Here is a 24,162-nt window from a genome sequence, read left to right as displayed (position 1 = left end):
ACGAATCGGATGTAAACACCCCTGGACAGAGAGGGGGTCCGCGAGTATTGTGCCTCCCATCGACACACCCGTGGACCTTCGGAGGGGGAGGACGACGTGGACGCTCGGACCGCCCGACGCGGCGTACCCCACGCCGTCCTCTGGGGTGGAATCGGCGCGCTCGCCTGGGCGGCCCTGACCGTCCTCACCGGCGGCGGCTCCGCGCACGCGGACGAGCAGCCGAAGGGTCCGCTCGACGGCCTCACCTCTGTCGTGTCCGAGACCGTCACCGCCGTGACGAAGCCGGTCGTGAACAACGTCGTGGCTCCGGTGGTGAACCAGGTGGCGACGCCGGTGGTCCAGGAGGTCGTCGCGCCCGTGGTGCACGAGGTCGTCGCTCCGGTCGTGACTCACACCGTCGCTCCCGTCCAGGAGGCAGCTCCCGCCGTCGTCGAGACGGTGACCGAGACGGTGACGAAGATCCCGGTCGTCGGAGACACCGCGGCTCCTGTACTGCAGGCGGTCGCCGAGACCACCGAGACGGTCACCGAGCCCGTCACCGACGCGCTCGGCTCTGCACCGGTCTCGCAGATCACCGCGCCCGTGCTCGACCTCGTCGGCGGCCTTCCGCTGGTCGGCGGGATCGTCGTCGACTCCGGCGCCATCGACCTGGTCGATAACGTCGTCGGCATCGTCGATGGCACGACCGGCCTGATCGGCGGCGTCGTCGAAGAGACCGTTCCGCCGGTCGTCGAGGCGCTCACGCCACAAGAGCCGGCCGCACCGCAGACCCCGGAGGGCTCCGTCCCCTCGGGCGTCCCCCCTGTGCGCGAGGACATCGCCGCGCTTGCCGAGGCTGCGCCCGCCCCGTCGGCGTCGCCGAGCACAGGACAGGACTCTGTGCTGAGTACCTTGGCCCCCGTCGCGGCCGCGCTCTCCGCGCCCGACTCCTCGGACACCGGTGCCGGTGACACCGCTCCGGTGCCGTTCGGTGCTCCTCCGGTCGCTCCGGCCACCCCCACGTCTTCCTCCGCCGCCTCGGCCGGAGGTTCCACCAGCGCCCCCGCTCGCCTCAGCGAGACCGGCGCGACCCCGCTCCGTGCCTGGGAGCGGGCCGCCGGCGCACGGGACGACGCCCTTCCGGGCGCCCCCGTCGCCGACACCGACGTCTCTCCCGACTGACGGACTGTCACGTCATCCCACCCGGATGACAGATGCCGTGCTGCGCGCGCACTTCCTCGCGTGCATCCCATCAGACAGACCAGTCACGTCAGGAGAACCATCATGCGTACCTACGCGAAGCGCGTCCTCTGGGGCACGCTCATCGCCGGCGGGATCACCCTGCTCGGCGCGACGGCCGCCAATGCGGCCGAGACATCCGGAGACGACGGCTTGCTCTCCGGCACCCAGGCCGTAGCACCCATCACCGCCCCGATCACGGTCGTCGACAACGCGATCTCCGTGCTCGGCGACGCGGCATCCACGGCGCCTGCCCCGGCCCCGGCCCCTGCTCCGGCACCGGCTCCGGCTCCCGCCCCGGCGCCCGCTCCCGCTCCGCAGACGAGCGGCGAGGAGGGCACGGCATCCGGCACCCAAGCCGTGGTGACGGTTCACCTTCCCGTCACGGTGACGGACAACGCCATCAGTCTTACCGAAGACTCCACGACCAGCACCCCGGCCGCCGCTCCTCCCCAGAGCGCGGCTCCCCAGGCCCCTGACGCGGCCGGGGTGCTTTCCCTCGACACGGACGGCCTGGATGGTGTCCTCTCGGGCACGCAGGCTCTCGTGGCGGTCAACGCCCCGGTGACCGTGTCCGACAACGCCATCTCGCTGCTCGGTGATTCCGAGTCGGCCGCTGAGGGAGAGAGCGCCGCAGCACCGGCGCCTGCCGCGGCGATCGGGTCGAGCACCTCGGGCGAGGACGGCACCGCGAGCGGCACCCAGGTCGTCGCACCGGTGACGGCCCCGGTCACGGTCGGCGGCAACGCCATCTCGCTCCTCGGCGACAGCGAAGCCTCCGGCACCTCCGGCGGCATGTCCCCGACCGCACCCGCGGCCGGCGGGAGCACCACCGGCGGTGAGGACAGCATCCTCGGAGGCACGCAGGCCGTGGCACCCGTGACGGCGCCTGTCACCGTCGGCGGCAACGCCATCTCGCTCCTCGGCGACAGCGAAGCCACCGGCACCACCGGCGGTACTGCGGCACCGGCTGCACCCGCGATCGGGTCGAGCACTTCGGGCGAGGACGGCACCGCGAGCGGCACCCAGGTCGTCGCACCGGTGACGGCCCCGGTCACGGTCGGCGGCAACGCCATCTCGCTCCTCGGCGACAGCGAAGCCTCCGGCACCTCCGGCGGCACCGCAGCCCCGACCGCACCCGCGGCCGGCGGGAGCACCACCGGCGGTGACGACAGCATCCTCGGAGGCACCCAGGTGGTCGCACCCGTGACCGCCCCCATCGGCGTCACCGGCAACGCCATCTCCGTCACCGACGACGCCACCGTCACCGGCACCACCGGCGGCACCACGTTCCCGACCGCACCCGCGACCGGAGGCAGCACCACCGGCGGCGACGACAGCGTCCTCGGCGGGACTCAGCTGGAGCTCCCGGTGACGCTGCCCATCACGATCGGCGGGAATGCGATCTCCGTCGTCGGTGAGAGCACGGTGATCGATCCCGGCACGAACCCCGGCACGAACCCCGGCACGGACCCGGGCACGGACCCGGGCACGAACCCCGGCACCAACCCCGGCACCGACCCCGGAGTGAACCCGGGAACGACGCCGAGCACCGGAGCGGGCATGACCAGCATGCCGTGGGCTGCGGGTGCCGCCGCGACGGGTGAGGCCACCGGCCTCGCGATGACCGGTGGCGCCTCGGCCCCGTGGCTGTGGGCCCTCGCCGCTCTCCTGCTGCTGGGAGGTGCGGGCCTGCTGCGCCGTCGCACGGCGTAGGCGCTGAGCCCCGGCGGTGGCGATGTCCTCGGGGGAGGAGACTCGCCCCCGCCGGTGCGCGGCAGCGTCCGCCCGTGCGGTGCAGCCCTCGCTGCGCTTCCTCTGCCGAGCGTGACCGCCGCGCAAACGGCGGATGCCCCGTGGTCCCCCCACCGCGGGGCATCCGTGCGCCCGTTCGACGAGGCGCAGCTTCGTCACGTCGTCCTCGTGGGAAACGAGATGGCAGCCTCTACCCGCCCGGCACCTACGTCCGTCTAGTCCGGCTTCTCCTCCACGAGTCGATACTCGATACCCAGGACGTCATCCGGGTCATGGAAGCGGATGGCGCCAGAGCGGAACGGAACGACGATCCCGCTCGGCTCGACACTCCACTCCCCATCCGAGGCTTCTTCAAAGTCCAGAAGGAGATCATTGTTGTCGCGCACGATGCGCCAGGCCCCAGCGGCGTTGAAGTCGTTGTCAGCGTCCCTGTCTTCGAGGGGGTTGTATGACGCGCCGGTGATGGTGAAGGTGCCGTCAGGACGAATCGATAACGTGCCGTGATCGTCATCGACAGCGACCCACTCACCGACCGGAGATGTGACCTCCGGCCCCACACACCCGGTGAGAGAAATGACTGCGGCAATGATGACACTCACCCCTGCCAGGCGTCGGCGGGCGGAGGAGCCCGAATTCATGGGTACACCATTTCGGTCCAGACGATGGTTTGGTGATGTGTGGCCCACTCGCCATCCTTCGCATTCGCTTCTGACATAGCGCCGTATAGCCCAGGGATGTGAGCCCCGCCTGTTCCGGGAATGCGGGTGGCGGAGTCGATGGACGTATCGTTGTTGATCACATACGTCACTTCCACGCCACCATCCGGTCGGAGTTCGCCGGCTCGGACTTGAACGCGGTAGGAGCCGAGGAATGATTCGGGCAGGTTCTGTGCGCCGAGAACGGCATCAGGGACTGTGCCCATCAACGTGCTGGACACCGCATTGATCCCGTCAACGCTCCGCCGGGAACTAGCGTGCCATCTCGCAAGTCCGCGAGTACTTGCTCCCTCGTTGCAGCAATGTGGGCACTGCGTTTGAGAGCCTGCACGAAGATGTCGCGATCGGTGAGCACGGCTCCGCGCTCGTCACCTGTTCGAAAATGCTCGAACAGGTCCATCACCCGCGCATTCATGGCATCCCTCCGAGTCCCGGTGACCAGATCGATTGTGCAGTCCAAGTCGCCCCACCCGGCCGACGCAGCTGTCGCAAGCGAAACCGCGAGGTCTTCGTCAGCGGCGGCACGGTCAACCGCAAGTTTCTTCAACGCTGTTGCGGCTGTGCTAACCGCTATGAGGGCTTGCTGCTCGGCATCGATACGGCTCCCTGGGTGGCCGCCGAAGGACACGTCGTTGATCACTCCGTGCACGGCTGCCTGCGCAACTGCAAGCTCGTCCGTCAGAGGTGCGGCCCGCCGGGCGATCTCCGTTACGGCATCCCCATACGCGATGATCGCTTTCCGCGCGGTGGCGATCGCCTCAGTCGACTCCTCGAGACAGGCGCGAAACTCTTCGAGTCGTGCCCGGAACGCGTCCGCAGCGCGCCCGATCCACGCCCCGTCGAGATCATTCCGGATCGACGACACGGTGTCCTGCGCATTCGCGAGTTCAACCAACTGCTCATCGGCCCACGCTGCAGCGGCGACGCACGCCGCGATGTCTCCGACGCCAGGGTCACGGTCCGTCCAATGCGCGCTCACTTCTCCAGCGCTCCGATCGAAATCGTGAGCACGTCGAGGTGAGCCTGTTCCCCCGCCAGGAAGTCAGCCAATGCCGCATCCACCCCGCCGGCCAGCCCAGTGCTCGTGAACGCGAGGAAGCGTAGAGCATCCGACCATCCGCTGGCGAACGCCTGCGCCGCGGACGCGGCGAGATCGCTCCCGACCGACGAGAGATCAAAGCCAGAGACCTTTTACTGGTAGCGCCGACTGTTGTTGAGTTGCGTATTCAGCGGCTTCCGACTCTTCTCCCAATGAATGGTGGGGAACTGATCACCAATGATTGATCAGCGCTTGCTGTATAGTTCAGTACATGCTGACTATTGCTTCGCGCCTCGACGTCATGAACCGGCTCGGCCGGGCCATGGCGGACCCGACGCGCTCCCGGATCTTGATGACTCTGCTGAACGCCCCGAGCTATCCAGCCGTGCTCTCGCGCGAGCTGGAGCTGACCCGCTCGAACGTCTCGAACCACCTGACGTGCCTGCGTGACTGCGGGATCGTGGTCGCCGAGCCTGAGGGTCGCCAGACGCGCTACGAGATCGCTGACCCGCATCTTGCGGCTGCGCTCGTCGCGCTCGTGGATGTGACGCTGGCGGTCGATGAGCACGCGCCGTGTGTGGACTCGTCGTGCACGGTGCCGGGCTGCTGCGGTACAGGGGCGGACGCGTGAGCGCGGCGTGTAGCTGCGAGCACGAGCCTGCCACTGCGGCGGAGGATGAGACCGAAGAGGTGGAGCGGCCCTGGTGGAGGGACCGTGGGATCATGGTGCCGGTCTTCTCCGGTGTCGCGTTCCTGGCTGGTCTGATCCTTGAATGGTCCGGGCTCGAGATCCCGGCGCTCGTACTGTTCTGGATCGGCCTGCTGCTGGGCGCGTCGACGTTCACTCCTGGCGCGATTCGGAAGCTGTTCAAGGGCAAGCTCGGGATCGGGCTGCTGATGACGATCAGCGCGATCGGCGCGGTCATCCTCGGCTATGTGGAGGAGGCCGCTGCTCTGGCGTTCTTGTACTCGATTGCTGAGGCGCTTGAGGACAAGGCGATGGACCGTGCCCGTGGCGGCCTGCGGGCGCTGCTGAAGCTCGTGCCGGAGACGGCGACCGTGCTGCAGAGCGGCGTCTCTGCGCAGGTGCCGGCGAGGGAGTTGACGGTCGGCCAGGTCATGGTGGTCCGCCCGGGCGAACGGATCGCAACCGACGGGATCGTCCGCTCTGGCCGCTCAAGCCTGGACACCTCGGCGATCACCGGGGAGTCGATCCCCGTCGAGATCGAGCCCGGGGACGCGGTGTCGGCCGGCGCGATTAACAGCTCCGGCGTGCTGGAGGTCGAGGCGACCGCGGCCGGTACCGATAACTCGCTTACGACGATCGTGGAGTTGGTCGAGAAAGCGCAGACGGAGAAGGGCGAGCGTGCGCGTCTCGCGGACCGGATCGCCCGCCCGCTCGTACCCGGTGTGCTGATTCTCGCAGCGCTCGTCGCGATCATTGGGTCACTGCTGGGCGACCCGGAGGTATGGATCACTCGTGCGCTCGTCGTGCTGGTAGCGGCCTCTCCGTGCGCGCTGGCGATCTCGGTGCCGTTGACGGTCGTTGCCGCGATCGGCGCGGCGAGCAAGTTCGGCGTGATCATCAAGTCCGGCGCGGTCTTCGAGCGCTTCGGCACGGTCCGGCACGTCGCGGTCGACAAGACCGGCACCCTGACCCGTAACGAGCCCGCGGTCACCGCGGTCCTCACTGCGAACGGCATTGCCGAGGAGCAGGCGCTGGCTTGGGCGGCGGCTCTGGAGCAGCACAGCACGCATCCCCTTGCGGCGGCGATCACCGCTGCAGCCCCGGGTGTTCCCGTGGCCGCGGATGTGACCGAGCAGGCCGGGCACGGCATCGACGGCACCGTCGATGGCGCTCGTATCACGGTCGGCAGCCCCCGCTGGCTCGACGCCGGCGAGCTCGGCGACCGGGTTGCAGGGCTTGAGGAGCAGGGCATGACTGTCGTGATCGTGCACCGCGACGAGGCACCGGTCGCGGCGATCGGCGTCCGCGACGAGCTGCGTCCGGAAGTCCCCGAGGTGGTCCGCACGCTTGCGGATCAGGGCGTCGGCATGACGATGCTCACCGGGGACAACGCCCGCACCGCTCGTGCGCTGGCTGCGCAGGCCGGGATCGCTGATGTGCGCGCGGAGCTGCGCCCTGAGGACAAGGCGACCGCGATCGGCGAGTTGTCGAAGGCGGGATCGGTCGCGATGATCGGTGACGGCATCAACGACGCCCCGGCCCTGGCGTCCGCGGACATCGGCATCGCGATGGGAGCGACCGGCTCCGATGCGGCGATCGAGTCTGCGGACGTGGCCTTCACGGGTCATGATCTGCGGCTCATCCCGCGGGCGTTCGATCACGCGCGGCGGGGCCGGCGGATCATCAACCAGAACATCATCCTGTCCCTGCTGATCATCACCGCACTGCTCCCGCTCGCGCTCTTCGGGGTCCTGGGGCTCGCGGCTGTCGTCCTGGTCCACGAGGTCGCGGAGGTCATCGTGATCCTCAACGGCCTGCGCGCCGCACGCACCCGCACACCACGAATGGAAAGCTGATGCTCGCAACCATCGGGTCGGCGATCGGCCTGTTCGCGGCGACCAACATCGACGACATCGTCGTGCTCACCGTGCTGTTCCTCGCCTCCAGCCGGGGAAAGCCGCGACCGTGGCAGATCGTCGCAGGCCAGTACCTCGGGTTCATCACACTCGTCGTGATCAGCGTGATCGCCGCGCTCGGTCTCACGATCGTCCCGGACGAATGGGTCGGCTTCCTGGGTCTGATCCCGCTCGGCATCGGCATCTGGACGCTCATTCGCGGCCTGCGCCGTAACGGCGACGACGATGATGACGACTCCAAGATCACCGCGGTCGGACTATGGGGGGTCGCCGGGATCACGATCGCCAACGGGGCCGACAACATCTCCCTCTACACGCCGATCTTCCGCACCAGCTCGCCCGGCGACGTCGCGGTCATGATCGTCGTGTTCCTGATCCTCGTCGCCGTCTGGTGCGCTGCCGGGCGACTGATCGGCACCCACAAGGCCGTCACCGAAACGCTCGAACGTGTCGAGCACTGGCTCGTCCCCGTCGTGTTCATCGGCCTGGGCCTGTTCATCCTCATTGAATCCGGCGTTATCGTCCGTCTCTTCGAGGCCCTCGCATGACCCCGGACACGAATACCGACGTTGAGTCGGCATCGGCGTCGGGAGAGCGTCCGCAGAGAGGACGCTGGCGGCTCACTGCCTGGGCGCTTCTGATCGCCGTGGTCGTCGTCGTGATCGATCAGGGAACGAAAGTGTGGGCCGAGGCCACCCTGTCGGAGCACGAGCGCATCCCGCTGATCGGCGACCTGTTGGGCCTGCAGCTCGCGTACAACCCCGGCGCGGCGTTCTCCTTCGGGGAGAGCTTCACCTGGGTGTTCGCTCTCATCGCCGTCGCGGCCACGGCCACCGCGATCGTGTTCGCGTTCCGGGTCCGACGCCCCGGGTGGGCGATCGTGATCGGTGCGCTCGGCGGGGCCGCTGCTTCGCACGCCGGCGACCGGCTTTTCCGCCAACCAGGATTCGCCCGGGGGCACGTCGTCGACTTCCTCGCCTACGGCAACTGGTTCATCGGGAACCTCGCCGACATCGTGATCGTCACCGCTACGATTGCCGGAGCGCTCCTGATGCTCCGCGGCACCGAGAACTGAGAGGGCCAACCATGGAGATCACCCTGCAGTACTTCGACGGCTGCCCGAACTGGGAAGTACTCGACCGCCGGCTTGCTGAGCTGCTCGACGGTCGATCAGATATCCGCGTCACACGACAGTTGGTCGAGACCGCCGAGGACGCCGAGCGCCTCGGATTCCACGGGTCACCGACCGTCCTCGTCGACGGCGTCGATCCCTTCGCCGACGAGCACACGCCGGTCGGGCTCGCCTGCCGGGTGTTCCGTACCCCTGCCGGGCTGGGAGGCTCTCCGACCGTCGAGCAACTGCGCGAAGCGATTTCCGGCCCGGCTCTGACGGGTGATGCTTGATCAGGGGTGGGTGGAGCGGAGAGCCGGGTAATCGGACCACTCGCCACCGGCGAGACGCGACCATGGGGCAGCGGATGCCGTCGTGATGCCGAGGAGATCCGAGACGATCCGGGGATGCAGTTGCCGGGTGAGCTCGATGAGCGCTGTCGTGCGGGCGCTCCCGGCAAGCAGGCCTTCGGCGCGAAGGCGACGGCTGAGCGGCCCCGGGGTGAGGTGACGGCCCGGGTTCCGGCCGGGGAACAACCACCCTTCAGGATGGCCCTTTGTGGCATCGACGAGCTCGACGATGGCGTCGCCGAGGATCGCGGGGACCTCGATCGGCTCGGCCCCGACGGTGAGCGTCACGGGCCGCGAGCTCGTGTCGACCTGTGCCCGGGTGATCGTGACGATGCGGGTCAGCTGGATCCCGTAGAGCAGCACGAGGAGACCCGCGGCCCGGGTCTTCGGGTCCATGTCGGCATCGGACAGGAACCTGCGGGCCATCTGCCATCGGTGATCAGAGGCGTAGTCTCGCCCCTCGAGGCGATGGGCTCGAAACTCGACCCGAAGGGTGCTCAGCCGGTGTTTTCGCAGCCAGCGAGTGAACGGTGCCAGCGCGTCGCGTTGGCTAGGCGAATCGGTCAGATACGCGTCGAGTAGGCGCTGCGGGAACGTCGCCAGCGTCTCCTGCTGCGCCCGGATCTCCCCGAGGAACGCGGCGCAGTACTTCAGTGCAGCCCTCTGCCTCTGGAAGCCGGAAGCAGGGCTGGACGCGCTGCGCAGTGTCCGAGTGGATCGGAGGAGCTCCCAGGTGCAGTAGCGGCGCAGGATCAGCCGGTCCTCGGGATGGTCGATGCCACCGAGCCAGTCGTTGAGCCAGTGGTCGAAGCGCGTGCCCTCGACGTCGAGCTCCGGCAGCACGCCGGAACGGACCAGCAGTGAGAGGAGGAACGCGACCGACTGTCCCGACCGGGCTCGGGTGATGATCGCCTCGGCGGTGAGCGGCAGGGTCCCGTCCGCGAGCTCGCGGAGCACCATCGCGCACTTGCTCTTGTGCAGCCAGCGTTCGAGCGACGCCGCTTTGCCATGGTGCGTGAGCAGATAGTCAGCAAGCGGGTGGAGATCCTCACGGATCTCTCCCGCATCGTCGGCGAGCAGCTGTTGGATCGCGACGGGCCGGCGGCACTCGACGCAGAGGTGATGTTTGCGGATTTCCTCGATCGAGCCGCATCCAGGGCAGGCCATCGTGATCGGAGTGCCCGCGCAGTCGGCGCAGACCTTCTGGCCATTCATGAACCCGGTGAGGAACACTCTGCGCGCGCACTCGGGACAAGGTTGGGGTCTGCGCATCGCGTAGTAGCAGCGCGCGCATACTCGTCGTCCGTCGAGGTGCGAGGCGACGCGGCCAGGTTCTCCGCAAAGACCACAGGTCTTGATCGGTGCGGTGTAGCAGGCCAGGCAGACGAGTTCCGGGCGACGGACGACGATGGTCGCGTGCTGACCGCACCGCGAGCAGTCGCCGAACGATCGAGGGTCGGCTCGCCAACAGTCACGGCAGAAACGCTGTCCGTCGATGGTGCGCTGCACGGGCCGGACCCGGCCACAGGACGCGCAGGAGACGGACCGGGCCTTCCGCTCGCATCGGGAGCAGTGCCGACCACCGCCCGGCGTCTTGTGGGGCATTCTCACCGCGCGTCCGCAGGACTCACACGTCGGCAACACCACCCGGCTCGCCCCTTCTTTGACCAGCGCATGGGCCAGATTCTGAACGGTCGCTGGCACGTTCGCATGCTGCCCCTCCAGGACTCCGGGCTGCTTGATCAGCGCGAGCTCAAGAAGCCGCTGCGTGAGGGGTACTGGCGCGACCGTATGCACGATCTCAGTGAGTCGCTCGGGAGAGACCTCGGGAACGAGAGGGCGGACGAGAGCGACGACTTCAGCGACTCGCGGCAGCTGCGGAGGCTTGGCCACCGCGGCTACTTCGTACGCGGCCGACGGATCGCCGCGCGAACAGGACGGAGATCACCGATCGCCCCCCGTGTCGCCTCCTCACCCACCGCCACCGGGGTCGAGGCCTCCCGGCGAGTGATCGTCACGAGATCGTCGAGCGAGCACTCCAGCGCATCGCACAACGCCGCCAACACGTCGAGACGCACCCGCTGGGGCGGCTGAGTCACCAGCCGATACACCTGCTCCCGGGACAGGTCGATGCCGCGCTCTTCGAGTAGGGGTTTCAGTTTGGAGGTCTGGAAGATCCCGCGCGACGCCATCACGCTGCGCAGATTCCAGCCGGTGTCGAGCTCAACGGTCATCAGCTTCTCCTTCGATGAGGGCCTTCAGCGCTTCGGCGAGCACACGGTTCTTGTAGTCCGAGCTGACGGAGGCGTAGATCGAGGTCGTCGAGGCATGCATATGCCCGACCTGCTCTTGGACGAATCGATCGGCGTACCCGAACTCCAGAAGGTGTGTGACATAGGAGTGCCGGAGGCTGTGCAACGTCAGGTCCTTCGACAGGCCGGCTTCATCACGCAACTCTGCGAACCTCCGATCGAGATACCCAGCAGACAGACGCGTGCGGCGCTCGGTCACCCAGAGCGCGTCGAGGTCGTCTCCGGGCGCGAAACGGGCCCGGGCCTGCTCGAGCCATTGCTGCATGCCGGGGACCCACCAGTCGAATTCCGGCACCAGCAGCACCGTGCGACGTCGTGGCGCGCCACCGCCCGCCGCCTTCGCCCATCGCACGTGGACCGCGCCGTAGCGGCCCCACTGGCGCATCTTCGCGTTGTGGTGCAAATCGACGGTATCGAGCATCACCGCCTCAGTGCGGCGCAGACCGAACGCGTAGACCGTCTTCAGCAACTGGGCATCCCGCAACGCGCCGAGCGCACCCTTTCGCCCGGAACTCACGAGCAGCTCGACGCGGGCGTCGGCCGTATCGAACAGGCGCTCGACCTCGTCGTACGTGAACGGGCGACGCTTCCCATGGCCTTCGAACTCGAACCGGTGCGCCACGGTGTTCCACGGCAGGCACACCTGCGAAGGGACCTCCCCAAACTCGCGATCGCAGATCTCCATCCAGTCGTACAACGGGTTCGTGAGGTAGTCACAGAACCCACGGATAGACCCATGGTTGGCGCGCATCGTCGACAACGTCCGAGTGCGACCGCCAGACTGAGCAGTGAACTCATCCACATCCGCGACAGTCCACCTCCAAGGCGGTTTGTCCACGAAATCACGGAACCGTGTCACCGTCGCCGTCCGGTTCCGGATCGTCTGCTCACGGAGCCCGCGCGACAGCTGCTGGTTCCGCCAACCATCGATCATCGCACTGAAAACCTGCGCTTCCGGGTTCGCCAGTGCGACGTTCGATGCTGACGTGATCAGCCGAAGCGCCGCTGGAGAAGCCTCAAAATCTTGCATTAGATGCAACAAAGTATGGGACAGTGCATCACTGTGTCAACCCAGATCTCCGCATCCGCGAGATCACGCTGTTATGGTCGGAACACTTCGACACCGAAGGAGCCGAATAGGTATCGATTGCAAGCACGGACAGTTGCATTCACTGCAACATGCGAGGGTTCCCGCACCGACGCGAGATGCCGCAGCGACAAAGCCGCAGCCTCGACGGCCTGAAAATCGACGTGAATACGCGTGTGCATGAATCCCCCCGGATCACTGATCGCACAGCGATTGTATGTGGTCTTCTCACGTTCCCCCGTGACGCCACGGCTGGCCCTGACGCGCTCTCCGCAGACGCGATGCGGGGGCTTAGCCGAGCTCCTGGAGCTCCGCCGTCATGTCGCCGCCTGCGTCTCCGGTGTTGACCGTACCCTTCGGCTCGAAGAGGATCGCGTGCACCTCTTCCTCGGCTTTCGGGCAGTGCTCGACGCCCCGGGGCACCACGAACACGTCGTTCGGGTTCAGGACGACGTCGCGGTCGCGGAGCTGGATCGTCAGGCGTCCGCTCACCACGAAGAACAGTTCGTCGGTCTCGGGATGCGTGTGCCAGACGAACTCGCCCTGCAGCTTCACGACCTTGACGTCGTAGTCGTTGACGCTCGTCAGCCGGTGCGGCTGCCAGTGCTCGTGGATGGTGGACAGGGCCTCGTGCACGTTGCGAACGTCGTCCGTCATGGCCAGCAGCCTATCCTCACGGCAGGACGATCGACCCGTCGGCGTCGACGACGACAGCACTGCCCGGGAAGTCCCGCCGGCCGCGCTCGTCCATCAGGGCGCCGGCCCGACCGGTCGGATCGGGCTCCGGGGCGCCGCCGTCGGCCCCCAAGCGGATCGAGCGGACCTGTCCGCCGAGAAACGTTCCGTCGGCACGGAGACGGACCGACAGGTAGGCGCCGAAGCGCGTCTCCTCCTCGGCCCCGAAGACGCCCCCTCCCGCGAAGTTGCCCAGACTGTACGCGATGAGGCGGCCGCGGTAGAACTCCGCGCCCCGGAGGACGTGCGGGCCGTGCCCGACCACCAGATCGGCGCCGGCGTCGACGGCCGCGTGCGCGAACGCCTGCGGATCACCCCGGTTCTCTCCGAAGCTGTGCTCGGTCCCCCCGGTAACCGCGTCGGCCTCCGGTCCCTCGGCACCCATGTGCGCGTGGACGACGACGAGATCGGCCTGCTCCGCCGCCGCGCGCACCACCTGACCGACGTGACGGAGGTCGGTGACCCGGTTGAATCCCCCATAGGGCGCGAAACCGACCAGGGCCACGGTGGTCTCCCCTACCCTCGTCACGACGACCTCGTTCCGGTCACCAACGGCGTCGATGCCCTCCGCGCGCAAGACGGCCCTCGTCTCGTCGACGCCCTCCCGGCCGAAGTCGTGACTGTGGTTGTTCGCCTGATTGATCACGTCGAAGCCGCGTAGCGCCGCAGCGGCATCCGGCTCGCTGCGGAACGCGAGGCAGTGATCGCTTCCGCCGCACTTGTCGATGCCGGTGTCCGCCGCGATCACCTGCTCCAGGTTGCCGGTGACGATGTCCTCGGTGAACCAGGGGCGCACCTCGTCGAAGGTCGATCGCCCGCGGTCCGCCGGGATCCCGCGCGCCGCGTCGTACAGCAGGATGTCGCCCACGGCGCCGATGCTGACTTCTCCCGCGCGGGTGCCTGGGCGGTCGGCGATCGCGGCGGGGCGGGCGGGGATCGCCGCCGCGGCGCTGACGGCGAGGCCGACCCCCACCAGGCTCAGCACCGCGACCGGTGTCCGCCAGGGGACTCTGCGCGGCGCACCGACGACCGCGGCCCGCCGACGAGGGAGATCCCACAGCCAGGTGAGTCCGTCGCGAGCGGTGAGGCGATCGAGGCCGATGCACGCGGCGACGAGAGTCGCCGTGAGCACCACCGGGAGCAGGACGGCCGCGAGCAGCTGCACGGCCTGTCCCGCGTCGGACAGCACTCCCACGAGCGCGGCGTCGGCAAGGGCCAGCAGCGGCATGTGCAGGAGGTAGATGGGCAGGGTCCGGACGCCGAGCGCCTGCAGTCCCCGCCCGACCGGAGGGAGGCCGGCGAGGAGGGGCGCGACGGCGAGTCCCATGGCCACCCCGAGGACGGACACGGCCGGCCACACCCCGGGAACCGTCTCCGTGCCCGTCACGCGCATGACGGCGTAGGCAGCGAGGTAGCCGAGGATCAGGGCCCCGGCGAGTGCGGGTCGCGGCCGAGCGGTGAAGCGGCGGATGCGCGGCGCGAAGTACGCACCTCCGAGGAAGAAGAACAGGTTGTAGAGGAGCGATCCGCGGTTGCTCACCACGTCGACCAGTCCGGCGGCCACCGCCACCGAGAGCACGCCGGCGCCCGCCAGCAGGACGCCGCGCGGCAGTCGCTGCAGGCCCTTCGCGACGACGAAGTACAGCGCGAGCGCGTAGAGGTACCAGGTGTTCGGCGGGCTGATCGTCACCCCCTCCACGAACGCGGAGACGCTCCGGGGCACGAACGTCGGGAAGTCCGGAAACGCCCACATCGCGGCGGCGTGGATGAGGCTCCACAGCAGATACAGGTAGAGGAAGCGGACGACGCGGGGACGGAACACGACGGCCCACGGTCGGGCCAAAGCTGCCGAGGCGAAGTACCCGGACAGGAACAGGAACAACGGCATGAGGAACGGCCAGATGAGATCGGCCGCGAGACCCCAGGCTCCGGGGAGGGGGATGCCGAGCCGCCAGTCGACCTGCAGGTAGGTCTTCAGCACGACGTGCCAGAACACCACGAGGACGATCAGCAGCCCCTTCGCAGCATCGCCCCAGGGCGCTCTGGACGTCGGGGAGGAGAAGGGGGTCGCCATGCGGTCGAGCCAACAGCACGGCATGTTGCCGCAGCGTATGAGAAATGCCCATTGCTCGTCCTCGTCCCGACGCAGAACGCCCCCTGTCCCGGAGGACAGGGGGCGTTTCGTTCGACAGGCGTCGCCCGTCGGGTGCCTTACTTGGCGGCGACGACCTGCAGCGTGATGACGGCAGTGACGTCCTCGTGCAGACGCACGGTCGCCTCGTGCTCACCGGTCGCCTTGATGGGCGAGGGGATGTGCACCTTGCGCTTGTCGATCGAGCCGAGGCCCGCAGCCGTGACGGCCTCTGCGACGTCGGCGGTCTTCACCGAGCCGAACAGACGGCCTTCCTTGCCGGCCTTCACCGCGAGACGCACCTTGGTGCCCTCGAGGGTGTTCTTCAGGGCCACAGCCTCGTCGCGGTCGTGGATCGCGCGTGCCTGACGCGCAGCCTGGATCGACGCGACCTGCTTTTCGCCACCACGGGTCCACGCCGTAGCGAAGCCCTGGGGGATGAGGTAGTTGCGGGCGTACCCGTTCTTGACCTCGACCACGTCACCGGCGCTACCCAGCCCGGCGACCTCGTTCGTGAGAATCAGCTTTGCCATCTCAGTACCCCTTACCGGCCGGCGCCAGCGTAGGGCAGGAGCGCCATCTCGCGCGCGTTCTTGATCGCGGTGGCGATCAGACGCTGCTCCTGCACCGACACACCGGTGATGCGACGGGCGCGGATCTTGCCGCGCTCCGAGACGAACTTGCGGAGGGTGGCGACATCCTTGTAATCGATGACGCCGACCCGGATGGACTTCGCGGGGGCGGCGTTCTTCGCGCCCTTCCGCGGCTTGCGGCGGTCACCGCTCGACTTTCCAGCCATTGCTTTTCCTTAGTGATGAGCGGGGTGCGGTCCTTCGACAAGCTCAGGGACCCACCCGTGAAGAAGTGTTTTCAGAAGGGGGTGTCGTCGCCGAAGCTGCCCGGAGTGCTCCAGGCGTCGGCGCTGGTCGACGAGCCGGGCGTGGACCACGGCTCCTCCGACACCTGCTGCTGCTGCGCGGGACGGGACTGTCCCCCGCCGCCACCGCCCGAGGCCGCACGGGTGACCTGCGCGGTCGCGTACCGCAGCGAGGGGCCGATCTCGTCGACCTCCAGCTCGATCGCGGTGCGCTGGTTGCCCTCGCGGTCCTGGTAGGAACGCTGGCGCAGACGACCCTGCGCGATCACGCGCATGCCCTTGGTGAGCGAGCCCGCCACGTGCTCGGCGAACTCACGCCACACCGAGGCGCGGAGGAACAGCGCTTCGCCGTCCTTCCACTCGTTCGCGGCACGGTCGAAGTTGCGAGGCGTCGATGCGATGGTGAAGTTCGCCACCGGCAGCCCGTTCTGCGTGTAGCGCAGCTCGGGGTCGGCGGTGAGGTTGCCCACCACGGTGATGACGGTTTCGCCGGCCATGAGACTTAGGCCTTCGCAGCCTTGGCGGCCTTGCGGGCAGCCTTCTCTTCGGAGCGCTTGGCCTCGGAAGCGATCATCGCCTGAGCCTCTTCGGCGCGGAGCACCTTGGTGCGCATGATCTGCTCGTTCAGCTTGAGCTGACGGTCGAGCTCCTGCGTGGCGGCGCTGGTCGCGGTGAAGTTGACGACGGCGTAGATGCCCTCGGTCTTCTTCTGGATCTCGTAGGCGAGACGGCGCTTGCCCCAGATGTCGACGTTCTCGATAGAGCCGCCATCGTTGGTGATGACCTTCAGGAACTTGTCGAGCGTCGGGGCGACCTGGCGCTCGTCGATCTCGGGGGTCAGAATGACCATGAGTTCGTACTGGTGCGTCACTTACCCACCTCCTTCGGACTAGAACGGCTCTCGGGGATTTCCCGGGAGCAGGAGGGTGTGTGCACGTGCCCGCCCGTGAAATCCCGAATGGACGCCGCAAGGCAGACAACCTCGACAGTCTAGCGGAGTTTCCTCGGAACCGCCTCCCGCACATCCGCTCCGTCCTTGGCATGCTGGAGGGCGTGCCTGGTGACGGTCATCGGCACGGACCTGGAGGGGGGCGCCATGCGCGTCAACAAGTGGGGGGTCGGCGTCGTTCTCGCCGCCGCCGTCATGCTCACCGGATGCTCGGCGGGAGCGTCGGACAAGCCGGCCGAGTCGAAGCCGAGCGGGGCTGCATCGCAGGAGGCCGAAGCGCCGTCCTCCGACTGCCCCGAACTGGCCGACGGCGCCACCGTCGACGGCTCGGCCCTCGGCGCCTGCATCGCCGAGGCCATGACCGACACCGCCGGCTACGCCGCCAAGACCGTCGTGATGGGCATGGAGTCCACCACGCGCTTCAACCCGTCCGAGAAGGCGCTGGAGTCGCTCTCGCCGATGGGCTCGATCGTCGCGATCGGCGACGACGTCTGGGTGAAGTCGCCGTCCAGCGACTGGCAGGCCGCCGACCCGTCGTCGAGCGACCCCATCATCGCCGGCCTCAGCACCACCGCGAAGGACGTCACCGCGATGGACCCCGCCGAGACGGCGAAGGCCATCACGGGCGACTTCACCGTGACCGGCACCGGCGAGCGCCTCGGCCAGAAGGTCTACCTCGTCAGCGGCACCGTCGAGCAGGCGGGCACGCCGGTCGAGGTCGTGTTCGAGGTCACCGAGGACTACGTCAACCTCGCCTCGACCAGCTCCGCGACCGTCCAGGGACAGTCGGTCGACGTCGCCCTCGAGATCACCGAGTGGGACGTGAAGCAGGACATCGTCGCGCCGCTGTGATCGGACGAGACACACGGAAGGGCCGGAGCGCACGCTCCGGCCCTTCGCCGTATCCGGCGTCAGTAGGCGACGGGAGGCACCTCGGCCCAGACCGCGCGGTCGTCGGCGGAGGGGGCATCGGGGATCCGGCCCGTGCCGTCGGGCTCCGGGATCGCGGCGAGCAGCGCCTGCGTGTAGGGGTGCCGCGGCGCCGCCCAGAGCTCGTCGGTCGGTCCCGATTCGAGCACCCTCCCGCCGAACATCACGAACGTGCGGTCGGCGATGCGGCGCACGACGGCGAGATCGTGGGAGATGAAGAGCATCCCCGCGCCGGACTCGGCCACGAGATCGCGCATGAGTCCCGCGACACTCGTCTGGGTGGACGCGTCGAGAGCGGAGATGGGCTCGTCGGCGACGAGCAGCGAGGGACGCGCCGCAAGCGCCCGAGCGATCGCGATGCGCTGCTTCTGCCCGCCGGAGAACTGATGCGGGAAGCGGGTGCGCACCTCGGCGGGCAGTCCGACCCGCTCCAGCCACTCCTCCACGGTGGAACCGGCGGCACCGCGCGCGCGGGCGGTCGCGATGCCGTCGGAGATCTGGTCGCCGATCCGCCGGCGCGGGTTCAGCGAGGTCGCCGGGTCCTGGAAGACCATCTGGATGCCGGTGAGCGCCGTGTCACGACGACGGATCCCCAGCGGTGCGACGGGGGCGCCGCGGAACGACACCGTCCCGGCGGCGGTCTTCTCGATGCCGACGACGGCGCGGGCCAGGCTCGACTTGCCGCTGCCGGACTCGCCCACGAGGGCGACCGTCTCCCCTGCCGCCACGCTCAGCGAGACGCCGTTCACCGCGATCACGGGCGGGGTGCCCGGGTACCGCACCACCACGTCGCGGGCGTCGAGGACGCTGACCTCACTCATCCGCGGCCTCCTCGGGGCTCTCGTCGATGCGCGACCCCGGCAGGGCCGCGAGCAGCATGCGGGTGTACTCGTGCTGCGGGGCGCCGAAGAGCGTCTCCCGATCGGCGAGCTCGACGATGCGGCCGTCCTTCATGACGGCGACCGTATCCGCGATCGCGCTCATCACGCCCAGGTCGTGGGTCACGAGCAGCACGGCGAGGTTCCTCTCGGTCGCGAGGTCGCGCAGGAGCTTCAGGATCCCGGCCTGCACCGTCACGTCGAGGGCGGTCGTCGGCTCGTCCGCGAGCAGCACCTCCGGGTCGCACGCGAGGGCGCACGCGATCGCGATGCGCTGCCGCTGTCCGCCGGAGAACTGGTGGGGATACCGCTTCAGGGCCTCGGCCGGGTTCGGCACCTGCACGGTCTGGAGCAGCTCCACCGCCCGCTCGCGCGCAGCGGCGCCCTTGAGTCCGAGGTGCACGCGCATGTGGTCGGTGAGCTGACGGCCGACCGGCAGCTGCGGGTGCAGCGAGGCCGACGGGTCCTGGAAGACCATCGCGATGCGCTTCCCGCGGACGCGGTTGAGCCCGCGCCGGTTGCGACCGACGAGCTCCTCCCCCGCGAGCAGGATCGAGCCGCCGGTCTTCGCCTGTCGCGGCAGGAGGCCGAGCACCGCCAGGGAGGTGAGAGTCTTGCCGGAGCCCGACTCCCCCGCGAGACCGTGGATGCGCCCGGGTTCGAGCTCCAGGGACACGCCCTTCACGAGCGGACGGCCGATGTCGATCGTGAGGTCGCGGATGCTCAGCGTCGCCGTGCTCTGCGCGGTCATGCGGGCACCCCCGTCGCGGAGGCGGTGTGCTCCGCCTGCTTCTCGTGTGTGATCTCGGCGGTCGGGTCGAGCACGTCGCGCATCGCGTCGCCGAGGAAGTTGAACGCGAGCACCACGGTGAGGATCGCGAGGCCGGGGAAGACTCCGAGCCACCAGGCGTCGAAGTTCTGCATCGCCCCGGAGATCATCGACCCCCACTCCGCCGTCGGCGGCTGCGCGCCGAGACCGAGGAAGGAGAGCCCCGAGAGGAGCAGGATCGCCGCGCCGATGTCGAGCGTCGCGAGCACGAGGACCGGGCCGGCGATGTTCGGCAGGATGTCGACGAAGAGCGTGCGCAGCGGCGAGTGCCCGAGCAGGCGGCCCGCGATCACATAGTTCTGCCCGCGGAGACCGAGCACGATGCTGCGGGTGACACGGGCGTACTGCGGCCACGAGACCACGATCGCGGCGATGACGGCGTTGAACAGCGAGGGGCCGAGCGAGGCCGCGACCACCATGGCGAGGATCACGGTCGGGAACGCCATGAAGAGGTCGGTGATGCGCATGAGCGTCTCGTCGACGGCGCGCCCGAAGTACCCGGCGACCGCGCCGACGAGGGTGCCGATGATGAGGGCGGCGATCACGAGCATGAGCGCGAGCGGCAGACTCACCGTCGCGCCGGTCATCAACCGGGAGAAGATGTCGCGGCCGTTGCCGTCGGTACCGAGGATCGTGTCGATGCCCGGCGGCTGCAGACGGGGCAGCACCTGCGCGTTCGGCGGATAGGGCACCCACCACTGCGCGGTGAAGGCGACGATGATCCAGGCACCGGCGATGACGGTGCCGATGATGCCGAGCGGGGTGCGCCAGGCGCGCGGCCAGCGGAAGCGGAAGCGTCCGGCGGGGGTCGCTGCGGCGATGCGGCTCATGCGATCCTCACTCTCGGGTCGAGCACGCCGTAGAGCAGGTCCACGATGAAGTTGATGAGGAGGTAGATGACACCGACCACGAGACCCACGCCCATGATGCCGGGCAGGTCGAGGTTCGCGGCGGAGTTGTAGGCGTAGGTGCCCAGCCCCGGCCAGGCGAACACCGACTCGACGAGCACGGTTCCGGAGAGCAGGGCCCCGAACGCGACACCCACCACCGTGAGGATCGGGAGCGATGCTCCACGCAGCACGTAGTCGAGGATGACGCGCATGGCCGGTAGGCCCTTGGCACGTGCCGCGCGCACGTAGTCGCTGCCGAGGACCTCGAGCACCGAGGTGCGGATGAAGCGGGTGAGCAGTCCGATGGTCACCAGCGAGAGCACCATGACCGGCAGTGCGAGGTGTGCGAGGGCGTCGAAGAAGCCGACCGCGTCGCCGTTGAGGAGGTAGTCGACCGTGTAGAGCCCGGTCACGCGGGGTGGCGGGGTGATCGACGGCGAGATGCGTCCGGAACCCGGGGCGATCCGCAGCTCCAGGAAGAACACGTAGAAGCTGACCAGCGCGAGCCAGAAGGTCGGGACGCTGAGCCCGACGAGCGTCACGACGCGGATGACCTGGTCGGTGACGAGTCCGCGGCGGTAGGCCGCCAGGGTGCCGAGCACGATGCTGACCGCGAGGCTGACGATGATCGCGCCGATCGCGATCTCGATCGTCGCGGGCACGGCGGTGGCGAGGTCGCTGGTGACCGGGCGTCCGGTCACCAGCGACGTGCCGAGGTCCCCGCGGAGCAGGTTCCCCATGTAGATGAAGTACTGCACGAACAGTGGCTGGTCGAGTCCGTTCGCCTTGATGAACGCCTCGCGCGTCGCGGGGTTCTGCGACGCGCCCTCACCGAGCGCGGCCGAGACCGGGTCTCCCGGCACCAGGTTGGTGAGCGCGAACGTGACGATGGTCACGCCCACCAACAGGAGCAGAGAGGTCCCGGCCCGCCGCAGCAGGTATCCGACGAGAGGCGAGCGGCGCCGCTGCGCCTGCCTCTGCACGGCCACTGTCGTCATGGTGATCCGCTCAGCCGGCCGGCTGGATCTCGGCGATGTCCATCTCCCACACGGAGTTGTAGACGGCGCCGGACACGCTGGAGGCGGAGGAGATGTTGCGACCGGGGACGATCAGCGGCACGAACGGGCCCTCGGCCTGCATGGCCTCGGCGAACTCGGTGAAGGCCTCGGTGCGCTGCTCGGCGTCGGTCGCGGCGGCCGCACCGGCGGCGATGCCCGCGATCTCCGGGTTGGCCTCGGCCGCCCAGCCGGCGCGGAGACCGACCTTCAGACCCGGGGCGAAGGGCAGGAAGTTCGCGGAGTCGGCGTAGTCCGGACCCCAGAACCACAGGCCGAAGCCCTCGGTGCCGTTGACGTACGCGTCGAGCTCGGTCGCGAACGGTGCCGGAGCCAGGTCGACGGCGATGCCAGCGTCCTCGAGCTGCGCCTGGATGCGCTCCGCGAGCGGGGTGAACTCCACGCCGCCGACCGGGTAGTCGTTCGGGAACTGGAGTTTGAGGGTCTGACCGGTGTACCCGGCCTCCTCCAGCGCGGCCTTCGCCTTGTCGAGGTCCTGTTTCACGCCGCTGTCGAGGGCGCCCTCGAACCCGGGCGGGATGACGCCGGTCGCCTGGACGGCGCCGGCACCGGCGAGCTCGAGCAGCGCGTCGTAGTCGAGCGCGTAGCGGATGGCCTCCGCGATCTTCACGTTCGCGAGGTCACCGCCGGCCTCGCCCTGGTTGAGCAGCAGGAAGATGGTCTGGCCGGACGGGACCGAGTCGACGCTGATGTCATCGCCGAGACCGGCGACCTGGTCGCCGTTGAGGTCCATCGCGACCATCGAGTCGCCGCCCTTGAGGTTGGCGAGCTGGGTCGCGCTCTCCGAGACGTTGCGCACGACGACGCGGCTGTAGGCCGACTCCTCGTCGCCGTTGTACTCGTCGTTGCGCGTGAGCACGACCTGCGAGCTGAGGTCGAGGGTGTCCAGCACGAACGGGCCGGAGCCGGCGGACTCGCCGTCGAGGAAGCCCTGGGCGCTGTCCGAGCCGTCGGTGCTCCCGCCGTTCTCCGTGACGACGTCGGCGTTGACGATGCCGAGCGCCGGGTTCGCGAGGATCGCGGGGAGCTGCAGCAGCGGGGTCTCCGAGGTGAAGCGGATGGTCTTGTCGTCGACCTCCTCGATCGTCAGGCCGCCGAGCAGGAAGTTGGGCTTGGCGTCCGCCATCCCCTGGATCCGCTGCAGCGAGAACACGACGTCCTTCGCCTCGATGGGCGAGCCGTCGGAGAACACGCGGTCGCCTTCGAGCGTGAAGGTGAACTCGGTCGCCTCGTCGTTCTGCTCCCACGACGCGAGGCCGGGGACCGGAGTGGAGACGTCGGATCCCTCGAAGTCGACGAGGGTCTCGTACAGCGCCTTCGCGATCATGTTGCCGGTCGGGTCGTACGTGTGACCCGGGTCGGTCGTCTCGATCGAGAACGCGGTGTCGATGACGAGGGAGTCGGATCCCTGGGACGACTCGGAGTTGTTCGCGGAGTTCCCTCCCGAGCAACCTGCGAGCGCCAGGAGCGCGACGGCTCCGAGCGCGATGACCGGCGTGATACGGCGTGACGACATCAGGGCCTCCAAGGGCGAGGAGTACATTCGGGTGCGGCCGCCACCGATGTGGACGACCGGGGATCAGATTCGCATCATATGCGACGATGTGTCCAGCAAGTGCGCGTCACACAGGCACGCATTGTCGTGAAGCTCGGATGTGAGGAGCAATATGTCCAGCAAGGACGCGGATCCGTCGAAGCAATCTGGACGAAGTGCCGCCCCCTTGGATGAGACGGCGTACAGAATCCTCGATGTGCTGCGCGATAACGGTCGCGTCTCGATCGCCGCGCTGGCCGAGAAGGTCGGCATCTCCCGGGCCAGTGCGTACACGCGGGTCGAGTCGCTCGTGCACGACGGCGTCATCACCGGATTCAGCGCCCGCGTGGATCAGGCCAAGGCGGGGCTGTCGATCGGGGCCCTCGTCTTCGTGACGGTGATGCCGCAGGCCTGGGCCTCGTTCCGGGAGCGGATCATCGAGATGCCGGATGTCGAGTGGTGCGCGATCACGACCGGCGAGCACGATGCGATGCTGCTCATCCGCGCCGTCGACGTGAGCGGTGTGCACGAGTTCTCGACGGGGGTCATCGCGCAGCTTCCCGAGGTGCGGACGGTGGTCAGCGTCGTCGTGCTCGACGAAGTGATCCGGCGGCCCTACCTGCTTCCCGGAGACCTGCCCGAGCGGCAGACCGAGGTGCCGCTGGGGATGACCCGGTGGACGCCGGCCTCCCCCGGCCGGGATGCGCTCCCGCCGCGCTGAGTCAGGCGGCCGGGATCTCCTCGACGACGCTGAGCTGCGGGAGGCCGTGCATCTCGTAGTGCTCCACCAGGCGGATGCGGCCGTCCGCGGTCAGCTCCAGCTCGCTCTCGCCATCGCCGGTGACCACAGCGCCGTCGGCCTTGAGCACATGGACGAACGAGACCCAGATCGTGTCGCCGGTGCGCGTGCCGACGAACTTCCCGAAGGTGACCGTGTCGCCCTCGTAGCCGCCCCAGATCGCGCCGTCGCGTTCGAAGTACTCGAAGACGCTGGGGGCGTCGGGGTCGACGGCGGAGGTCGTGGACGAGACCATGCGGAAGCGTCGGCCGTCGAGGGAGGGGAGGGTGGCGGTGGCAGTCACCCCTCGATTATGGGGGATCACCGATCCGACGACCGCGCGTAATGAGATGGCTGATCGTG

26 protein-coding genes are annotated in these 24,162 nt (G+C 68.6%); 9 read left to right on the top strand and 17 right to left on the bottom strand.

Annotation, left to right across the window (positions count from 1 at the left end; translation table 11 throughout):
* Positions 1 to 96: 96 nt before the first annotated feature.
* On the top strand, positions 97 to 1,161 hold the full coding sequence (locus B2W79_RS02465; RefSeq protein ID WP_292786663.1) for a hypothetical protein: 1,065 nt from the start codon (positions 97 to 99) through the stop codon (positions 1,159 to 1,161).
* Between the two features lie 102 nt (positions 1,162 to 1,263).
* Positions 1,264 to 2,934, top strand: a complete 1,671-nt coding sequence (locus B2W79_RS02460; RefSeq protein WP_292786660.1) for a hypothetical protein — start codon at positions 1,264 to 1,266, stop codon at positions 2,932 to 2,934.
* Positions 2,935 to 3,188: 254 nt separating this feature from the next.
* Here the strand turns inward: B2W79_RS02460 and B2W79_RS02455 are convergent, their stop codons facing one another.
* Both B2W79_RS02455 and B2W79_RS02450 read right to left on the bottom strand, forming a co-directional pair.
* A complete protein-coding gene (locus B2W79_RS02455; protein WP_292786657.1) occupies positions 3,189 to 3,572 on the bottom strand; it encodes a hypothetical protein in 384 nt (127 codons plus the stop codon).
* Positions 3,573 to 3,894: 322 nt separating this feature from the next.
* The gene (locus B2W79_RS02450) at positions 3,895 to 4,668 is read right to left on the bottom strand and encodes a hypothetical protein (protein ID WP_292786655.1); all 774 of its coding nucleotides are present in this window, start codon (positions 4,666 to 4,668) and stop codon (positions 3,895 to 3,897) included.
* A 331-nt stretch (positions 4,669 to 4,999) separates the two neighbouring features.
* On the opposite strand from B2W79_RS02450, the gene cmtR reads away from it, so the two are divergent.
* Genes cmtR through B2W79_RS02425 form a run of 5 tightly spaced genes read left to right on the top strand, consistent with a single transcriptional unit; the run spans position 5,000 to position 8,736 of the window.
* On the top strand, positions 5,000 to 5,359 hold the full coding sequence (gene cmtR / locus B2W79_RS02445; protein ID WP_036297877.1) for a Cd(II)/Pb(II)-sensing metalloregulatory transcriptional regulator CmtR: 360 nt from the start codon (positions 5,000 to 5,002) through the stop codon (positions 5,357 to 5,359).
* Positions 5,356 to 7,272 carry a heavy metal translocating P-type ATPase gene (locus tag B2W79_RS02440; RefSeq protein ID WP_374206603.1) on the top strand — a complete coding sequence of 639 codons (1,917 nt, stop codon included), beginning with the start codon at positions 5,356 to 5,358 and terminating at the stop codon, positions 7,270 to 7,272. Before cmtR ends, B2W79_RS02440 begins: the two co-directional genes overlap by 4 nt.
* Positions 7,272 to 7,880, top strand: a complete 609-nt coding sequence (locus tag B2W79_RS02435) for a cadmium resistance transporter (protein ID WP_036297875.1) — start codon at positions 7,272 to 7,274, stop codon at positions 7,878 to 7,880. The genes B2W79_RS02440 and B2W79_RS02435 overlap by 1 nt, the downstream gene beginning before the upstream one ends.
* Complete coding sequence (locus B2W79_RS02430) at positions 7,877 to 8,407, top strand: signal peptidase II (protein WP_036297873.1); 531 nt, start codon at positions 7,877 to 7,879, stop codon at positions 8,405 to 8,407. The genes B2W79_RS02435 and B2W79_RS02430 overlap by 4 nt, the downstream gene beginning before the upstream one ends.
* Before the next feature lie 11 nt (positions 8,408 to 8,418).
* A complete protein-coding gene (locus B2W79_RS02425; protein ID WP_058631820.1) occupies positions 8,419 to 8,736 on the top strand; it encodes a hypothetical protein in 318 nt (105 codons plus the stop codon).
* Here B2W79_RS02425 and B2W79_RS02420 read toward each other — a convergent pair whose 3' ends face one another.
* The 9 genes from B2W79_RS02420 to rpsF all read right to left on the bottom strand — a co-directional run bounded on the left by B2W79_RS02420 (position 8,737) and on the right by rpsF (position 16,806).
* A complete protein-coding gene (locus B2W79_RS02420) occupies positions 8,737 to 10,686 on the bottom strand; it encodes a hypothetical protein (RefSeq protein ID WP_292786635.1) in 1,950 nt (649 codons plus the stop codon).
* A 5-nt stretch (positions 10,687 to 10,691) separates the two neighbouring features.
* Positions 10,692 to 11,027, bottom strand: coding sequence for a helix-turn-helix domain-containing protein (locus B2W79_RS02415; protein WP_058631822.1), 336 nt, complete (start codon positions 11,025 to 11,027; stop codon positions 10,692 to 10,694).
* Positions 11,017 to 12,135 (bottom strand): tyrosine-type recombinase/integrase, encoded by a 1,119-nt coding sequence (locus B2W79_RS02410; RefSeq protein WP_292786628.1) that lies wholly within the window; start codon positions 12,133 to 12,135, stop codon positions 11,017 to 11,019. Before B2W79_RS02410 ends, B2W79_RS02415 begins: the two co-directional genes overlap by 11 nt.
* Before the next feature lie 348 nt (positions 12,136 to 12,483).
* Positions 12,484 to 12,849: a cupin domain-containing protein gene (locus B2W79_RS02405; RefSeq protein WP_071329808.1), complete on the bottom strand. Its 366-nt coding sequence runs from the start codon at positions 12,847 to 12,849 to the stop codon at positions 12,484 to 12,486.
* Between the two features lie 16 nt (positions 12,850 to 12,865).
* Positions 12,866 to 15,001 carry a CapA family protein gene (locus B2W79_RS02400; RefSeq protein ID WP_177173852.1) on the bottom strand — a complete coding sequence of 712 codons (2,136 nt, stop codon included), beginning with the start codon at positions 14,999 to 15,001 and terminating at the stop codon, positions 12,866 to 12,868.
* A 137-nt stretch (positions 15,002 to 15,138) separates the two neighbouring features.
* Positions 15,139 to 15,591: a 50S ribosomal protein L9 gene (rplI, locus tag B2W79_RS02395; protein ID WP_025102814.1), complete on the bottom strand. Its 453-nt coding sequence runs from the start codon at positions 15,589 to 15,591 to the stop codon at positions 15,139 to 15,141.
* Between the two features lie 11 nt (positions 15,592 to 15,602).
* A complete protein-coding gene (gene rpsR, locus B2W79_RS02390; protein WP_017203799.1) occupies positions 15,603 to 15,857 on the bottom strand; it encodes a 30S ribosomal protein S18 in 255 nt (84 codons plus the stop codon).
* A gap of 71 nt (positions 15,858 to 15,928) precedes the next feature.
* On the bottom strand, positions 15,929 to 16,432 hold the full coding sequence (locus B2W79_RS02385) for a single-stranded DNA-binding protein (RefSeq protein WP_025102815.1): 504 nt from the start codon (positions 16,430 to 16,432) through the stop codon (positions 15,929 to 15,931).
* 5 nt (positions 16,433 to 16,437) lie between these two features.
* Complete coding sequence (gene rpsF / locus B2W79_RS02380; protein ID WP_021201450.1) at positions 16,438 to 16,806, bottom strand: 30S ribosomal protein S6; 369 nt, start codon at positions 16,804 to 16,806, stop codon at positions 16,438 to 16,440.
* A gap of 225 nt (positions 16,807 to 17,031) precedes the next feature.
* On the opposite strand from rpsF, the gene B2W79_RS02375 reads away from it, so the two are divergent.
* Entirely contained in the window at positions 17,032 to 17,736 is a 705-nt protein-coding gene (locus B2W79_RS02375) for a hypothetical protein (RefSeq protein ID WP_292786618.1), read from the top strand.
* Between the two features lie 59 nt (positions 17,737 to 17,795).
* Here the strand turns inward: B2W79_RS02375 and B2W79_RS02370 are convergent, their stop codons facing one another.
* Genes B2W79_RS02370 through B2W79_RS02350 form a run of 5 tightly spaced genes read right to left on the bottom strand, consistent with a single transcriptional unit; the run spans position 17,796 to position 23,003 of the window.
* Positions 17,796 to 18,635 carry an ABC transporter ATP-binding protein gene (locus B2W79_RS02370; RefSeq protein ID WP_136051264.1) on the bottom strand — a complete coding sequence of 280 codons (840 nt, stop codon included), beginning with the start codon at positions 18,633 to 18,635 and terminating at the stop codon, positions 17,796 to 17,798.
* Positions 18,628 to 19,443: an ABC transporter ATP-binding protein gene (locus tag B2W79_RS02365; protein ID WP_292786613.1), complete on the bottom strand. Its 816-nt coding sequence runs from the start codon at positions 19,441 to 19,443 to the stop codon at positions 18,628 to 18,630. Before B2W79_RS02365 ends, B2W79_RS02370 begins: the two co-directional genes overlap by 8 nt.
* Positions 19,440 to 20,351 (bottom strand): ABC transporter permease, encoded by a 912-nt coding sequence (locus B2W79_RS02360; RefSeq protein ID WP_025102819.1) that lies wholly within the window; start codon positions 20,349 to 20,351, stop codon positions 19,440 to 19,442. The genes B2W79_RS02365 and B2W79_RS02360 overlap by 4 nt, the downstream gene beginning before the upstream one ends.
* On the bottom strand, positions 20,348 to 21,409 hold the full coding sequence (locus tag B2W79_RS02355; protein WP_058631931.1) for an ABC transporter permease: 1,062 nt from the start codon (positions 21,407 to 21,409) through the stop codon (positions 20,348 to 20,350). The genes B2W79_RS02360 and B2W79_RS02355 overlap by 4 nt, the downstream gene beginning before the upstream one ends.
* Before the next feature lie 10 nt (positions 21,410 to 21,419).
* Entirely contained in the window at positions 21,420 to 23,003 is a 1,584-nt protein-coding gene (locus B2W79_RS02350; RefSeq protein ID WP_292786607.1) for an ABC transporter substrate-binding protein, read from the bottom strand.
* Between the two features lie 151 nt (positions 23,004 to 23,154).
* Here B2W79_RS02350 and B2W79_RS02345 point away from each other — a divergent pair, with 151 nt between their 5' ends.
* Positions 23,155 to 23,742 (top strand): Lrp/AsnC family transcriptional regulator, encoded by a 588-nt coding sequence (locus B2W79_RS02345; protein ID WP_234024180.1) that lies wholly within the window; start codon positions 23,155 to 23,157, stop codon positions 23,740 to 23,742.
* Position 23,743: 1 nt separating this feature from the next.
* On the opposite strand, the gene B2W79_RS02340 is transcribed toward B2W79_RS02345, so the two are convergent.
* Complete coding sequence (locus tag B2W79_RS02340; RefSeq protein ID WP_256209484.1) at positions 23,744 to 24,103, bottom strand: hypothetical protein; 360 nt, start codon at positions 24,101 to 24,103, stop codon at positions 23,744 to 23,746.
* Positions 24,104 to 24,162 lie beyond the last annotated feature (59 nt).

Source organism: Microbacterium sp. UBA7513, assembly GCF_002478345.1.
GTDB lineage: Bacteria > Actinomycetota > Actinomycetes > Actinomycetales > Microbacteriaceae > Microbacterium.
This window is presented reverse-complemented; position numbering and strand designations above follow the sequence as displayed.

Coding starts and splice junctions, on each gene's coding strand:
- B2W79_RS02460 (WP_292786660.1), top strand. CDS start 1,264: ATGCGTACCTACGCGAAGCGCGTCCTCTGGGGCACGCTCATCGCCGGC.
- cmtR (WP_036297877.1), top strand. CDS start 5,000: ATGCTGACTATTGCTTCGCGCCTCGACGTCATGAACCGGCTCGGCCGG.
- B2W79_RS02435 (WP_036297875.1), top strand. CDS start 7,272: ATGCTCGCAACCATCGGGTCGGCGATCGGCCTGTTCGCGGCGACCAAC.
- B2W79_RS02430 (WP_036297873.1), top strand. CDS start 7,877: ATGACCCCGGACACGAATACCGACGTTGAGTCGGCATCGGCGTCGGGA.
- B2W79_RS02425 (WP_058631820.1), top strand. CDS start 8,419: ATGGAGATCACCCTGCAGTACTTCGACGGCTGCCCGAACTGGGAAGTA.
- B2W79_RS02415 (WP_058631822.1), bottom strand. CDS start 11,027: ATGACCGTTGAGCTCGACACCGGCTGGAATCTGCGCAGCGTGATGGCG.
- B2W79_RS02410 (WP_292786628.1), bottom strand. CDS start 12,135: ATGCAAGATTTTGAGGCTTCTCCAGCGGCGCTTCGGCTGATCACGTCA.
- B2W79_RS02405 (WP_071329808.1), bottom strand. CDS start 12,849: ATGACGGACGACGTTCGCAACGTGCACGAGGCCCTGTCCACCATCCAC.
- B2W79_RS02400 (WP_177173852.1), bottom strand. CDS start 15,001: ATGGCGACCCCCTTCTCCTCCCCGACGTCCAGAGCGCCCTGGGGCGAT.
- rplI (WP_025102814.1), bottom strand. CDS start 15,591: ATGGCAAAGCTGATTCTCACGAACGAGGTCGCCGGGCTGGGTAGCGCC.
- rpsR (WP_017203799.1), bottom strand. CDS start 15,857: ATGGCTGGAAAGTCGAGCGGTGACCGCCGCAAGCCGCGGAAGGGCGCG.
- B2W79_RS02385 (WP_025102815.1), bottom strand. CDS start 16,432: ATGGCCGGCGAAACCGTCATCACCGTGGTGGGCAACCTCACCGCCGAC.
- B2W79_RS02375 (WP_292786618.1), top strand. CDS start 17,032: ATGCGCGTCAACAAGTGGGGGGTCGGCGTCGTTCTCGCCGCCGCCGTC.
- B2W79_RS02370 (WP_136051264.1), bottom strand. CDS start 18,635: ATGAGTGAGGTCAGCGTCCTCGACGCCCGCGACGTGGTGGTGCGGTAC.
- B2W79_RS02365 (WP_292786613.1), bottom strand. CDS start 19,443: ATGACCGCGCAGAGCACGGCGACGCTGAGCATCCGCGACCTCACGATC.
- B2W79_RS02360 (WP_025102819.1), bottom strand. CDS start 20,351: ATGAGCCGCATCGCCGCAGCGACCCCCGCCGGACGCTTCCGCTTCCGC.
- B2W79_RS02355 (WP_058631931.1), bottom strand. CDS start 21,409: ATGACGACAGTGGCCGTGCAGAGGCAGGCGCAGCGGCGCCGCTCGCCT.
- B2W79_RS02350 (WP_292786607.1), bottom strand. CDS start 23,003: ATGTCGTCACGCCGTATCACGCCGGTCATCGCGCTCGGAGCCGTCGCG.
- B2W79_RS02345 (WP_234024180.1), top strand. CDS start 23,155: ATGTCCAGCAAGGACGCGGATCCGTCGAAGCAATCTGGACGAAGTGCC.